Source organism: Streptomyces sp. NPDC003284 (genome assembly GCF_053589675.1).
The window spans coordinates 184,998-198,123 of sequence record NZ_JBSFSI010000009.1; the positions used below are offsets into that span (position 1 = coordinate 184,998).

Below are 13,126 nucleotides of genomic sequence, written 5' to 3' on the forward strand. Positions count from 1 at the left end.
CTGGAAAGGACACCGCGTTGACATCCGCACCGCTCGCCGCAGTCACCGGGGCCGAAGGCTTCATCGGCTCGCACCTGACCGAGGCCCTGGTCGCCTCGGGGCACCGGGTCAGGGCCATGGCCCAGTACAACTCCTTCTCCTCCTACGGCTGGCTGGAGACCCTGCCCGCCGACGTCCTCGACCAGGTCGACGTCGTCCTCGGCGACGTCCGCGACCCCGGCTCGGTGCGCGCCCTGCTCGACGGGGCCGACTGCGCCTACCACCTGGCCGCCCTCATCGCGATCCCGTACTCCTACCGGGCACCGCACAGTTATGTGGAGACCAATGTCACCGGCACCCTCAACGTGCTGGAGGCCGTGCGCGCCCTGGGCACCCCGAGGCTGGTGCACACCTCCACCAGCGAGACGTACGGCACCGCGCTCACGGTGCCCATCACCGAGGACCACCCCATCAACACCCAGTCGCCGTACGCGGCTTCGAAGGCGGGCGGCGACCGTCTCGCCGACAGCTACCACGCGAGCTTCGGCACCCCCGTGGTGACGCTGCGGCCGTTCAACACCTACGGCCCGCGCCAGTCGATGCGCGCGGTGATCCCCACCGTCATCGGGCAGGTGGCGGCCGGAGCGCGCACCATCACCCTCGGCGATCTGCGCCCCACCCGCGACTTCACCTACGCGGCGGACACCGCGCGGGCGTTCCTCGCGGTCGGCACGGCACCGGCCGAGCGGGTCGTCGGGCGCACCTTCAACGCCGGTACGGGCGGGGAGATCTCGGTCGGCGACCTCGTCGCGCTGATCGGCAAGGTGATGGACACCGCGCTCGACGTGCGCGCGGAGCCGGCCCGGCTGCGGCCCGCGGGCTCCGAGGTGATGCGGCTGGTCGCGGACGCGTCCCGGCTGGCCGGGGCGACCGGCTGGCGGCCCGCGCACACCCTGGAGGAAGGACTCGCGCGCACCGTGGAGTTCTTCCGCGACCCGGCCAACCTGGCCCGCTACAAGACCGGCATCTACAACATCTGACCGCCCGGCACGTCCAGCACGTCCACGGAAGGAGAGGCTCCATGCATGCAGTGATCCTGGCGGGAGGCAAGGGCGTCCGGCTGCGGCCGTACACCACCGCGCTGCCCAAGCCGCTCGTGCCCATCGGCGACCAGCACGCCATCCTGGAGATCGTACTGCGCCAGCTCTCCACGGCCGGCTTCACCGGCTGCACCATCGCCATCGGCCACCTCGGCGAGATCATCCGCGCCTATGTCGGCGACGGCTCCCGGTGGGGCCTGGACGTCGACTACTCCGCCGAGGAGAGTCCCCTGGGCACCATGGGGCCGCTCCTCACCATCCGCGACCGCCTGCCGGAGAGCTTCCTCGTCATGAACGGCGACGTGCTCACCGACCTCGACTACGCCGACGTGCTGCGCCGCCACCGCGACTCGGGGGCGCCGCTGACCATCGCCACGTACGCCCGCAAGGTGCACATCGACTTCGGGGTGCTGACCACCGACGCCAGCAAGGTGGTCGCCTTCACCGAGAAGCCCAGCCTGGACTACAGCGTCTCCATGGGCGTCTACGGTCTGTCCCGGTCCACGCTCGACGCCTACACGCCCGGCCTGCCGCTCGGCTTCGACGAACTCGTCCTCGACCTGCTGGCCGACGGACACCCGCCGCACGCCTACCAGTTCGACGGGTACTGGCTGGACATCGGCCGGCCCGACGACTACGACCGGGCCAACGCCGAGTTCACCACCCGCAAACCGCTCCTGCTCAAGGGGGTCTGAGTCTCCCATGCGCATCCTCGTCCTGGGCCACACCGGCTATCTGGGACGCCATGTGTCCGGGCACCTGCGCGAGCTGCCGCGCGCACGGGTGCTCGGCGCCGGGCGCTCCCCCGCCGCCGGCGTGGACATCGACCTCTCCCGGCACACACCGGACCGGGTGGCCGAGGCCGTCTCGGCGGCGGCGCCGGACGCCGTCGTCAACTGCGCGGGGGCGACCGGCGGCGACCCGGTCACCCTGGCCGAGGTCAACGCCCGCGGCCCGGCCGTGCTGGCCGCCGCGGTACGCGCGGCGGCACCGGCGGCCCGCCTGGTGCACCTCGGTTCGGCCGCCGAGTACGGCCCCGGCCGGCCGGGCCGGCGCACCACCGAGTCGGCGGCCACCCGGCCGCTCGGCCCGTACGGCGCCACCAAGCTCGCCGGCACGGTCGCGCTGACCTCCGCCGGACTCGACGCGGTGGTGCTGCGGGTGGGCAACCCGGTGGGTCCCGGCGCGCCGGCCACCGGGCTGCCCGGCCGGGTGACCGCGCTGCTGCGCGCCGCCGGGCAGGGCACCGGCACGGTCCTGCCGCTGGGCGACCTGTCGGCGTACCGCGACTTCGTCGACGTACGCGATGTCGCGCGGGCCGTCGCGCTCGCCCTCACCGCGCCCGGTCCGCTGCCGCCGGTGCTCAACATCGGCGGCGGCGAGGCCGTACCGGTGCGCACGCTGGTGCGGAAGCTGGCGGACGCGGCCGGATTCCGCGGCCGGATCGAAGAGGATTCGGCCGGGTCGTCCCGCTCGGCGCGGGTGTCGTGGCAGTGTTCGGACATCACCGCCGCCGCCCGCGCCCTGGGCTGGCGGCCCGTCCACCCGCTCGACGCGTCGGTGGCCGCGCTGTGGGCCGCCGGTGCCCCCGCGCGGTCCGGCCCGGAAGGTGAGCGCGTCCCGTGAAGCTGCTGATCCCGCTCTATGTGCATCCGGCCGAGGACCCGGGCGCCTGGCACCGCCTCATCACGGCGGCGGCCCGCACCTACGCGGTCGTGCTCAACCCGGCCGACGGCCCGGGGACCGCTCCCGACCCGGCGTTCGCCGCGGTCGCCGACGCGCTGCGCCGGGCCGGGGCCCGTCTGCTCGGCTACGCCGACACCGACTACGGCACGCGCGATCCGGCCGCGGTCGTGGACGACGTGCGCCGGCACCGCGACTGGTACGGGGCCGACGGCTGCTTCCTGGACCGGGTGACGGCGGCGCCCGCCGGGCTGCCGGCCTGCCGGCGCCTCGTGCGGTCGGTGCGCAGGCTCGGCACCGGCACGGTGGTGCTCAACCCGGGCGTGCATCCGGCGCCCGGCTACGCCCGGCTCGCGGATCTGACGGTCACCTTCGAGGGCCACTGGTCGGCGTACGTCTCGGCGTTCAGCCGTCCGGCCTGGGCGGCGCGGCTGCCGCCCGGCCCGCTGTGCCACCTGGTGTACGGCGTGCCCGAGGCGCTGGTGCCGCTCGCGGTGCGCACCGCGCGCGAGCGCGGGGCGGCCGTGTGCGGGCCGGTGACCGGCGAGCCGCCCAACCCCTGGAGCGGTCTGACCCCGGCGCTGGCCGGGTCGGACCGATGAGTCCGACCCGGAGAAGGCGATGAGAAGGACGACGAGGACGCTGCTGGCGTGCGCGGGCGCGCTGGCCGCGCTGGCGGTGCCGTCCCTGGCCGGGTGCACGGCCGCGGACGGGAACGGCGGCGAGGCCCGGCCGCCCGGCGCGCACGGCTCACACGCCCCGGGGGGCGCGCACACCGTGCCGGGTGTGCCGCACCCGGCGCGCTGGCGGCCGGGGCCCGGCCTCGCCTGGCAGTGGCAGCTCGACGGGCGGGTGGACTCCTCGGTCGACGTGCCGGTCTACGACATCGACGGCTTCGAGAACACCGCGGCCGACGTCGCCCGGCTGCACCGGGCCGGGCGCAAGGTGATCTGCTACGTCGATGTCGGCTCCTGGGAGGACTTCCGGCCCGACGCGAAGACCTTCCCGCGGTCGGTGCTGGGTGCCGCCAACGGCTGGCAGGGCGAACGCTGGCTGGACATCCGGCGGCTGTCCGTGCTGCGGCCGATCATGGAACGACGCTTCGACATGTGCCGCGACAAGGGCTTCGACGCGGTGGAACCGGACCTGGTGGACGCCTACTCCGACCACAGCGGCTTCCCGCTCACCGCCACCGACCAGCTCCGCTACAACCGGATGATCGCCGCCCTCGCGCACGCGCGCGGCATGTCGGTGGGGCTGAAGAACGATCTGCCGCAGATCCCGCAGCTGGTCGGCGACTTCGACTTCGCGGTCAACGAGGAGTGCGCGCAGTACGGCGAGTGCGCGCGGCTCGCCCCGTTCGTCGCGGCGGGCAAGGCCGTCTTCCACGTCGAGTACAAGGAGCCGGTCGAGGAGTTCTGCGCGCAGTCCCGGCGGCTTCGGCTCTCGTCGATGCGCAAGAAGCTGGGGCTGGGGGTGTGGCGGCAGCCGTGCTGACCGGCGGCCCGGCGGGCGGCGGACGCGGGAACCGGCCCCGCGCACGCCGCCTGCTGCCCGCTGCCCGCTGCCCGCTGCCCGCTGCCGTCAGGCGACCCGCACCGGCAGGCTGCGCGGGCCGCGGATCAGCAGCCCCTCGCGCCAGGTGACGGCCGCCGGGTGGATGTCCAGGGCCAGACCGGGACAGCGGTCCAGCAGGGTGCGGAAGGCGATACGGGCCTCCAGCCGGGCCAGTGGCGCGCCCAGGCAGTGGTGGATGCCGTGGCCGAAGGCGACATGGCCGCGGGCGTCCCGGGAGATGTCGAAGCGGTCCGGTTCCGGGAAGCGCCGCGGATCCCGGTCGGCGTCGGCGAGTGCCACGAGGACCAGTTCCCCGCCGCCGGGGATCTCGGTGCCGCCGATGGTCACCGGGCCGGTGGTGAAGCGGTAGGTGGGGGTCTCCACCGGGCCGTCGTAGCGCAGCATCTCCTCGATCGCGGCGTCGAGCCGGGTGGGATCGGCGCGCAGCGCGGCCAGTTGCCCGGGATGGGTGAGCAGGGCGAGGACGCCGTTGGAGATGAGGTTCACGGTCGTCTCGTGGCCGGCGACGAGCAGCAGCCAGGCCATGCCGACCAGTTCCTCGTGGGCGAGGACGTCGCCGCTGTCGTCCTCGCCGTGGATCAGGGCGCTCATGAGGTCGTCGCCGGGGCGCCGCCGCTTGCCGTCCACCAGTTCCTCGATGTACCGGGCCATCGCCTCGGTGGCCGCCCTGCGCCGGTCGAGCACGGTGGCGCCGATCGCGTCGTTCGACCAGGCGCGGAACGCCTCGCGGTCCAGGTCCGGGACGCCGAGCAGGTCGCAGATCACGGTGATGGGCAGCGGGAAGGACAGTGCCTCGACGAGGTCGACGCGGCCGCCGGGCGCGGCCAGCATCGCGTCGAGCAGTCCGTCGGTCGTCCGCTGGATCCGCGGGGCGAGTCCGGCCACCCGGCGCGGGGTGAACTCGCGGGCGACCAGGCGCCGCAGCCGGGTGTGGTCCGGCGGGTCCATGCCGAGCATGTGGGGGCCGGAGGAGGCCGATCTGAGGGGCAGCGCGGGGGACGCGTTGGCCCAGTTCTTGGAGAGCCGGGGGTCGGCGAGCGCGGCCCGCCCGGCTTCGTACCCGACGACGAGCCAGGCCTCGGCGCCCCCTTCGGGCATCCGTATCCGGTGCACCGGTCCGCGTTCGCGCAACCGGGCGTAGACCGGATAGGGGTCGCGGGTGAACGACTCGCCGAGTGCGGCGAGGTCGACGGTCTCCAAGGGGCCCACCTCCGTGTCACGGTGCGGGAACTGTATCCCCGTCGGTCCCGGTCCCCGCCCGTCCCGGTGCGGGGCCGGGCCCGGCCCGGGGCTCAGGTCTCCGGGGGGTGCGGCGGGTGCGGTGTACGCGGTGCGTGGCCGCCGTCCGGTGCCCTGTCCCGGGCCGGGGAGTGTGCCGGGTCCGCCGCGGCGGGGCCGGGGGCGACGGCCGCGGGCGCCGCGGCGGCCGGGGCGGCGGGACGGGGCGGGGCGGGAGGCGTCTTCGGTGCGGCGAGGGCGGCCCGGACCGGGCGCGAGCGGATCAGCGAGGCCGCGGCGGCGGCCAGGGACATCGCGATGGCCAGCGAGAAGACCACCACGAGTCCGTCGTGGAAGGGCTGCGAGATCAGGTGCGGGAAGAACTCGCGTCCGGTGAGGTGCCCGACGGCGGACGGAGACAGCCCGCCGAGGATGGACGGGCCGAGCAGATGCTCGATCGGGTTGTAGCCGAGGAACGCGGCGAACAGCACCCCGACCGGTGGCAGCCCGGCCACGGTGTGCGCGGCCGCGTCCGGTACGCCCTGCGCGGTGAGCCCGGAGGTCAGGGTGTGCGGCAGGGTCCCGGAGAGACCGGCCACCATCAGCGAGAAGAACACGCCCATGGACAGCACCATGCCGGCGTTCTGGAAGGTGGCCCGCATCCCGGAGGCCGCGCCGCGGGCGTCGGCCGGCACGCTCGACATGATGATCGACGTGTTCGGCGCGGCGAACAGTCCGCCGCCGAGCCCGTTGAGGAGGATCAGCACGGCGAACGTCCAGTAGTCGAAGTCACTGGGCAGGACGAGCAGTCCGGCGAACGACACGGCCATCACCACGAACCCGGACGCGGCGAAGAGCCGGGCCCCGAACCGGTCCGACAGCACCCCGGAGACGGGACCGGCGAGCAGGAACCCGATGGTCAGCGGAAGCATGTAGATGCCCGCCCACAGCGGGGTGTCGACGTAGTCGTAGCCGTGCAGCGGCAGCCAGATGCCCTGGAGCCAGATGATCAGCATGAACTGGAGTCCGCCGCGGGCGACGGCGCCGAGCAGGGTGGCCGCGTTGCCCCCGGCGAAGGCCGCGTCGCGGAACAGCGCCAGCGGGAACATCGGTTCGGCGACCCTGGTCTCGATCACGCAGAACGCGGCGAGCATCGCCAGGCCGCCGAGGAGTCCGGCCAGCACCCAGGGGTTGGTCCAGCCCATGGTGTGGCCGCCGTAGGGCTGGATGCCGTAGGTGATGCCCGCGAGCAGCGCGGTCAGTCCGACGGCGAAGGTGATGTTGCCCCACCAGTCCATCCGGCCGGGGCGGCGCACCCCGGTCTCGCGCAGCGACCGGTACGCCCAGACGGTGCCGATCAGTCCGATGGGCACGTTGACCCAGAACACCGAGCGCCAGTTCCAGGTGACGAGCAGACCGCCGAGGACCAGTCCGAGGAACGAACCGGCGATGCCCGCCACCATGTTGACGCCGAGCGCCATGCCGCGCTGCCGGGCCGGGAAGGCGTCGGTGAGGATGGCAGCGGAGTTGGCCATCAGCATGGATCCGCCGACGGCCTGCACGATGCGCCAGCCGATCAGCCACAGCGCGCCGCTGCCGCCGTGGAAGGGGTCGAGGGAGAGCACCACCGAGGTGAGCGTGAAGACGAGGAAGCCCGCGTTGTAGATGCGGACGCGGCCCATCATGTCGCCGAGCCGGCCCAGAGCGACCACCAGCACGGCGGTCACCAGCATGTAGCCCATCAGCATCCACAGCAGATAGCTGACGTTGGCGGGTTCGAGCGGGTCGAGGCGGATGCCGGTGAAGATGCCCGGCAGCGAGATGAGCACGATGGAGCTGTTGATGGTGGCGAGCAGCATGCCCACCGTGGTGTTGGTCAGCGCCACCCACTTGTAGCGGGGGTGGTCGACGTCGATCCGTGTGCCGCGGGCCTTGCGCGCCGGGGCGGCGTCCGGGCGTGCGGCGGCCGGACCGGTTGTCCCGCCCGTGCCGTCGTCGTGCCCCGGACCGTCCGTGCGGCCGGTGTCCTCGGTGGTCATCGCAGGCTCCCGGTGGTGTGGGGTCCGGGCAGCGGGCGCGGCGGCACGGCGTCGTCGCCGAGCATCCGCCGCACCAGCGGCAGGGCGGTGCGTATCGCTGTTCCCAACGCCTGTCGGTCCTCCTCGGGCAGAGTGGTCAGCAGTTCGGCCAGCCGGGTGTCGCGTGCCTCGCGGCGGGCGGCGAGCACGTCCCGGCCCGCCGCCGTGACGCCGACCAGGGTGGCCCGTCCGTCGTCGGGGTCGCCGACGCGCAGCACGAGGCCCTGGGCCTCCAGCCGCTGCACCAGCTGGGTCATGGACGGCTGGCTGACGCCCTCGGCCACGGCCAGCGCGGTCAGCCGGGCCGGGCCCTCGCGTTCGAGGCGCGCCAGGGTGGCGGCGGCGGTGAAGCTCAGCTCCCGCCGGTCCGCCAGGGCCCGCACGACCGCCGAGGCCAGATCGGCGAGTTCCCGTGCGGTGTCCCGCGGGGAGCGGGCGCGCTGTGACTGGTCCATTACTTCTTCGTATCACGCGCTTATATAGGTGCCCTATCAAATCTCCGTAAGAAAATATTGGGAATGGGGGGCGGTCGAAGCGCGGGGCCTCCCGGGGCGTGCCGGAGCGCGACGGGGCACACCCCGGGAGCACGCCGGGGCGCCCCGGGGGCACGGCGGCTGTCAGCGGCCGGAGCGCGACGGTGTCGGCGGCCGGGGCGCGGTGGCCGTCAGGCGGCCGGGGTCGCAGCGGTACAGCGTCTGCGGGGCCGCCGCCGCGCCGCCGGGCGCGGCCGCCGCTCCCCCGGCGGTGGCGGCGGGGGTCCGGGCGGGGCGCCCGCCGCCGTAGGCGGAGGCGGGGACCACGGAACAGTCCGACCTGACGCGGGCCGTGATCCGCTCCGCGGTGCTCGGCGCCCCGTCCCCGCCGAACAGCGGGGCGAGCCCGCGTCCGCCGCCCACCAGCACGTACCGCAGCCGGCCGGTGTCCACCAGGTTCCGGAACCCCGCCTCGGTGGGGAACGGCACCCGGCCGCTGAAGCCGCCCAGCGGCAGCACCCGGGCCCCGGCACCGAGGATGTACGGCGAGGCGCCGTTCCAGCCGGTGGTCGCGAAGACGTACGCGGCCCGGCCCTGACGGGCCCGCGTATAGGCGAGCAGCCCGCGCTGGTCGGCGCTCAACTGGTCCTCGCCGCTGAGGATGCCGAGCGGTCCGCCGCCCCCGGCCGCCCGGCCGGTGCCCTGTCCGGTCCGCGCCGCCCGGACCGGCCGGGCGGTGTCCGCTCCCGCGCCGCTCGCGGGCGCTCCCCGGGCGGGAGCGGCGGCGGATCGCGGACCGTGCTGCCCCGAGCCGCCGGCCGGGCCGACCGCCCCCATGGCGGAACTCGCGGCGGCGGGGTCGAAGACCTGTGCCGTCCAGACGCCCGGCGCGGTCAGCACCGCCGCGACGGACGCGACACCACCGGCGACCGCGATCCGCCCGGCGAAGCGGCTCCGTCCGGGCCGGGCGGCGAGCAGCAGCATCGCCGCCGCGAGGCCGAGGACGGCGACGGCGGGCGCCGGCCAGGCCAGGAAGGAGGAGTATCCCGAGGCGAGGTACGCGCTCCAGGCGGCCGTCGCCGCCACCGCGCCGGGCAGCACCAGGGCGCGTCGGCCGCCGCCGCGGTGGGCCCGCCGCAGCAGGGCGGCGCCGCCGCCGGTGAGGGCCGCCAGCGGTGCCGCGATCACTCCCATGTAGTAGGTGTGGCCGCCGATGCTGCCCGCGCTGAAGACCAGGAAGAAGGTGGCGAGCCAGGTGCCCCACAGGACGAACCCGGCGCGGAGCGGGTCGGTGCGGGGCCGGCCCCGGCGCCACAGCACCCCGCAGACCAGGGCGAGGGCGGCGAACGGGTAGAGCCAGCCGGTCTGGACGGCGATGGCCGGGTCGAACATCTTCAGCCAGCCCTTGCGGTCGCTGCCCCAGGCACCGGCGGCGCCGCCCGGTCCGGCGGCGGGGCCGCCGACCGCGGCGGCGGGAGCGGCGCTCCGCTCCCCGCCCGTGCGCGCCGCCGCGCCTCGGTCCGCGCCCGGCGCCGTGTGCCGCTCGCCGCGGCCGCCCCCGCCCTGGGTGGCGCTGACGCTGCCGGTCGCGGCGGCGCTGACCCCGAGCGAGGAGAAGCGGTTCAGGAAGTTGTAGCCGACCACCATGCCGAACGCCGAGTTGTCCGTCGTGCCGTCCACATAGGGGCGGTCGGCGGCCGGGGTGAGGGCGACGGCCAGCATCCACGACGCCGACACGGCGGTCATGACGAGCCCGGACAGGGCGAGGTGGGCGAGGCGCCTGCGCAGCGCGACCGGAGCCGAGAGCACATAGGTCACGGCGAGCGCGGGCAGGACCGCCCATGCCTCCAGCATCTTGGCCTGGAAGGCGAGCCCGACCCACAGCCCGGCCCACAGCAGCGGACGGACCCGGCCGCCGAGCGCGGCCCGCCGGGTGGCCTCGGCGGCCAGCAGCAGGCACAGGGTGAAGGCCGCGTCCTCGACCGCCGTGCGGAAGACACCGACGGCGGCGGGGGTCAGCAGGAACGCCGCGCAGGCGGTCAGCGCCGCGCCCGCACCGGCCCAGCCCCGCACCAGGCGGTGCAGCACCAGGACGCTCGCCACCCCTTCGACCGCCTGCGGAAGCGCCAGTGTCCAGGGGTGGAAACCGAGGATCCGGGCGCAGAGCGCCTGCGGCCACAGGAATCCCGGCGCCTTGTCGAGCGTGATGGAATTCGCCGGGTCGAAGGACCCGTAGAAGAACGCCTTCCAGCTCTCCGACATACTGCGGGCGGCGTTCGCGTAGAACGTGTGATATTGGCTGTGGCCGATTCCCCAGGCGTAGAGCACGGCGGCCGCCACGGCGATGAGCAGCAGCGCCGGGCGCTCGTACCGGGGGCGGCCGGCCGTCCCGTCCCGGAAGGCCGGGCGATCGGCGCGCGGGGCGCCGGACTGGTCGAGAACTGTCGTAGCCATACGCGGCAGTGTTCGGCACGACGGGTGCGCGGACCGCCGGGGCAGGCCGCTTCTAGGAATTTCTCATCCGCGCCGGACATTCCTTTGACCCGCCCCGCATTTCTTTCTCGGACACGTACTCGCCCCTGATTCTCCCTTTACCTTTCCCGTACGTCTGCTTGCCTTTCCCGTACGTCTGCACGCATACGTACGTCCGCCCGGGTGCCCGGAGGCGCTTTCCTGGCCGGGTCCGGTTCATGCGCCGTGGGAGCGATTCCCCTCGTTCGAGTGCACGCGCCCGGCTTTCCCGGGCGGGCCGCACCGCGCCGCCGGATAGTGAAGCCGCCGCCCGGCCCGGAGCCGCGCGGCCCGCTGAGCACATCGAAGAGCTGAGCACATCGAAGAAGTGAGGGCTTCATGCGTACTCCTGAGGCGAACGACCGGATCCAGCTCGTCTTCTCCCTGTTCGACGCCGACGGGAACGGCTTCCTGGAACCGGACGACTTCGAGCTGATGGGCACCCGGGTGGTCGCGGCGGTTCCCGGTGCCGGTGACGCCGCCAAGGGCGCGCTGCTCGGTTCCCTGCGCCGGTACTGGACGACGCTGGTCACGGAGCTGGACGCCAACGGCGACGGCCGGATCAGCCCGGAGGAGTTCACCGCGTGTGTGCTGAACCCGGAGCGGTTCGCCGAGACGGTCGACGAGTTCGCGCGGGCACTGTCCGCGGTGGGCGACCTGACCGGTGAGGGCTTCGTCGCCCGTCCCGACTTCATCGCCCTGATGACCGCCATCGGCTTCCGGCAGCCGAACATCGAGGCCCTGTTCGACGCGCTCGGCCCGGCGCAGGGCGACCGGGTGGCCGTGGACGCCTGGGCGGAGGCGATCCGGGACTACTACCGCCCGGAGAAGTCCGGCATCGCCGGTGACCTGCTGACCGGCGAGACCGCCCGCTGACCCGGCTGGGTCCGGCCGGACCCGGCCGGACCTCAGGCCGACCCGACCGGCGAGAGAGCCTGGAGACCCTAGTCCGGCTTCCGCGTGGCCCGGTACAGCTCGGCCGAGGTGGAGACCAGTTCGCGCTGCTCCTCCTCGGACCCGACCATCGGCTGGGAACCGCTCAGCGGCACCTGCGCGCTCTCCGGGAGGAACTTGACGGTCACCAGGCCGATGACCCCGGCGAGCATCAGGTAGTAGGCGGGCATCAGGTCGTCGCCGGTGGCGCTGACCAGCGCCGCGGTGACCAGCGGGGTGGTGCCGCCGAACGCGGCGACGGCGAAGTTGAAGCCGATGCCCATGGCGGCGTAGCGGACGGCGGTGGGGAACAGCGCGGGCAGGGTGGCGGCGCTGGGCGCGGCGAAGCAGGCCAGCAGCGTGGACAGGATCAGCACGCCCGCGATCGGCGGCCAGGTGCCGTGCATCTTGAGCAGCAGGAAGGAGGGGATGGCGAGGACGATCATCGCGGCGGCGGCCACCCCGTAGACCGGCCGCCTGCCGACATGGTCGCTGAGGCGGCCGATGAAGGTGATCAGCAGCACGATCCACACCATGCCCAGCAGCACCAGCAGGTCGGCGGAGCTGCTGGAGCGGTGCAGGGTCTCCGTCTGATAGGTGGGCAGATAGCCGGTCACCATGTAGTTGGTGACGTTGTAGAGCAGCACGATGCCCATGCAGATGAGCAGCGCCGCCCAGTGCTTCTTGACGATGGTCCGGAACTCGCTGCCCGCGGACTGCTGGGCGAGGCTCTTCTCGTGCTCGTCGAGCTGCTGCTGGAAGGCGGGCGACTCCTCCAGCTTGAGCCGCATGTACAGGCCGATGCCGCCGAGCGGACCGGCGATCAGGAACGGGATCCGCCAGCCCCAGGAGAGCATCTGGGGGTCGGTGAGCAGGAAGTTCAGCACGGTGACCAGGGCGGAGCCCAGCGCGTACCCGACGAAGGTGCCGAAGTCGAGCCAGCTGGAGAGGAAGCCGCGGCGCCGGTCGGGCGAGTACTCGGCCACGAAGGTGGTGGCGCCGCCGTACTCGCCGCCGGTGGAGAAGCCCTGGACCATCCGGGCGAGCAGCAGCAGTACCGGGGCGGCGATGCCGATCGTGCCGTAACTGGGGATCAGTCCGATCGCGAATGTGCCGGCCGCCATCATGATCATGGTGGTGGCGAGTACCTTCTGCCGTCCCAGGCGGTCGCCGAGCGGGCCGAAGAAGAGGCCGCCGAGCGGACGCACCACGAAGGCGGCGGCGAAGGTCGCGAACGAGGAGAGCACCTGGGCGCCCGGCGAGGCGCCGGGGAAGAAGACCTTGCCGATGGTGGCGGCGAGATAGCTGTAGACGCCGAAGTCGAACCACTCCATGCAGTTGCCGAGGGCGGAGGCGCCCACCGCGCGCCTGAGCAGCGGCGGTTCGACGACCTGGACGTCCTCCTTGCGCAGCGCGCGCCTGTTCCGCCGCAGTCTGCGGGTCAGTTCCTCGCGGACCTGCCGGGGCATGCTCGCGACGGTCTCCCGCAGTCGCTCCCCGCCCGAGGAACCGGTCTGTCCGTCAGGTGTCACATCCACCACCACGCCACCTTGCCTGTTCGCCCGGTCGTCGT

The 13,126-nt window shown here is 73.8% G+C and carries 11 protein-coding genes; 6 read left to right on the forward strand and 5 right to left on the reverse strand.

All coding sequences use genetic code 11. The features are described from left to right. Nucleotides 1-17 precede the first annotated feature (17 nt). The 5 genes from ACWDYF_RS20895 to ACWDYF_RS20915 are packed head-to-tail and all read left to right on the forward strand — an operon-like array spanning nt 18 to nt 4,259. Nucleotides 18-1,019 carry an SDR family NAD(P)-dependent oxidoreductase gene (locus ACWDYF_RS20895; RefSeq protein ID WP_018569850.1) on the forward strand — a complete coding sequence of 334 codons (1,002 nt, stop codon included), beginning with the start codon at nt 18-20 and terminating at the stop codon, nt 1,017-1,019. A 41-nt stretch (nt 1,020-1,060) separates the two neighbouring features. Then, complete coding sequence (locus tag ACWDYF_RS20900; RefSeq protein ID WP_381744343.1) at nt 1,061-1,774, forward strand: nucleotidyltransferase family protein; 714 nt, start codon at nt 1,061-1,063, stop codon at nt 1,772-1,774. Between the two features lie 7 nt (nt 1,775-1,781). Then, a complete protein-coding gene (locus ACWDYF_RS20905) occupies nt 1,782-2,705 on the forward strand; it encodes an NAD-dependent epimerase/dehydratase family protein (RefSeq protein WP_389464768.1) in 924 nt (307 codons plus the stop codon). Beyond that, a complete protein-coding gene (locus ACWDYF_RS20910) occupies nt 2,702-3,364 on the forward strand; it encodes a spherulation-specific family 4 protein (protein WP_389464765.1) in 663 nt (220 codons plus the stop codon). Before ACWDYF_RS20905 ends, ACWDYF_RS20910 begins: the two co-directional genes overlap by 4 nt. 19 nt (nt 3,365-3,383) lie before the next feature. Beyond that, nucleotides 3,384-4,259, forward strand: a complete 876-nt coding sequence (locus ACWDYF_RS20915; RefSeq protein WP_389464762.1) for an endo alpha-1,4 polygalactosaminidase — start codon at nt 3,384-3,386, stop codon at nt 4,257-4,259. 87 nt (nt 4,260-4,346) lie between these two features. Here the strand turns inward: ACWDYF_RS20915 and ACWDYF_RS20920 are convergent, their stop codons facing one another. The 4 genes from ACWDYF_RS20920 to ACWDYF_RS20935 all read right to left on the reverse strand — a co-directional run bounded on the left by ACWDYF_RS20920 (nt 4,347) and on the right by ACWDYF_RS20935 (nt 10,563). Next, on the reverse strand, nt 4,347-5,540 hold the full coding sequence (locus ACWDYF_RS20920; protein WP_389464760.1) for a cytochrome P450 family protein: 1,194 nt from the start codon (nt 5,538-5,540) through the stop codon (nt 4,347-4,349). Between the two features lie 92 nt (nt 5,541-5,632). Continuing rightward, a complete protein-coding gene (locus ACWDYF_RS20925) occupies nt 5,633-7,597 on the reverse strand; it encodes an MFS transporter (protein WP_389464757.1) in 1,965 nt (654 codons plus the stop codon). Further along, nucleotides 7,594-8,091, reverse strand: coding sequence for a MarR family winged helix-turn-helix transcriptional regulator (locus ACWDYF_RS20930; RefSeq protein ID WP_037890413.1), 498 nt, complete (start codon nt 8,089-8,091; stop codon nt 7,594-7,596). The genes ACWDYF_RS20925 and ACWDYF_RS20930 overlap by 4 nt, the downstream gene beginning before the upstream one ends. A gap of 162 nt (nt 8,092-8,253) precedes the next feature. Continuing rightward, nucleotides 8,254-10,563: an ArnT family glycosyltransferase gene (locus ACWDYF_RS20935; protein ID WP_389464752.1), complete on the reverse strand. Its 2,310-nt coding sequence runs from the start codon at nt 10,561-10,563 to the stop codon at nt 8,254-8,256. A gap of 396 nt (nt 10,564-10,959) precedes the next feature. Between ACWDYF_RS20935 and ACWDYF_RS20940 the strand changes: the two genes are divergently transcribed. Then, nucleotides 10,960-11,496, forward strand: a complete 537-nt coding sequence (locus tag ACWDYF_RS20940) for an EF-hand domain-containing protein (protein WP_389464749.1) — start codon at nt 10,960-10,962, stop codon at nt 11,494-11,496. Nucleotides 11,497-11,564: 68 nt separating this feature from the next. Here the strand turns inward: ACWDYF_RS20940 and ACWDYF_RS20945 are convergent, their stop codons facing one another. Further along, nucleotides 11,565-13,094 (reverse strand): MFS transporter, encoded by a 1,530-nt coding sequence (locus ACWDYF_RS20945; protein ID WP_381744337.1) that lies wholly within the window; start codon nt 13,092-13,094, stop codon nt 11,565-11,567. Nucleotides 13,095-13,126: the final 32 nt, after the last annotated feature.

Coding starts and splice junctions, on each gene's coding strand:
- ACWDYF_RS20930 (WP_037890413.1), bottom strand. CDS start 8,091: ATGGACCAGTCACAGCGCGCCCGCTCCCCGCGGGACACCGCACGGGAA.
- ACWDYF_RS20935 (WP_389464752.1), bottom strand. CDS start 10,563: ATGGCTACGACAGTTCTCGACCAGTCCGGCGCCCCGCGCGCCGATCGC.
- ACWDYF_RS20905 (WP_389464768.1), top strand. CDS start 1,782: ATGCGCATCCTCGTCCTGGGCCACACCGGCTATCTGGGACGCCATGTG.
- ACWDYF_RS20925 (WP_389464757.1), bottom strand. CDS start 7,597: ATGACCACCGAGGACACCGGCCGCACGGACGGTCCGGGGCACGACGAC.
- ACWDYF_RS20900 (WP_381744343.1), top strand. CDS start 1,061: ATGCATGCAGTGATCCTGGCGGGAGGCAAGGGCGTCCGGCTGCGGCCG.
- ACWDYF_RS20940 (WP_389464749.1), top strand. CDS start 10,960: ATGCGTACTCCTGAGGCGAACGACCGGATCCAGCTCGTCTTCTCCCTG.
- ACWDYF_RS20915 (WP_389464762.1), top strand. CDS start 3,384: ATGAGAAGGACGACGAGGACGCTGCTGGCGTGCGCGGGCGCGCTGGCC.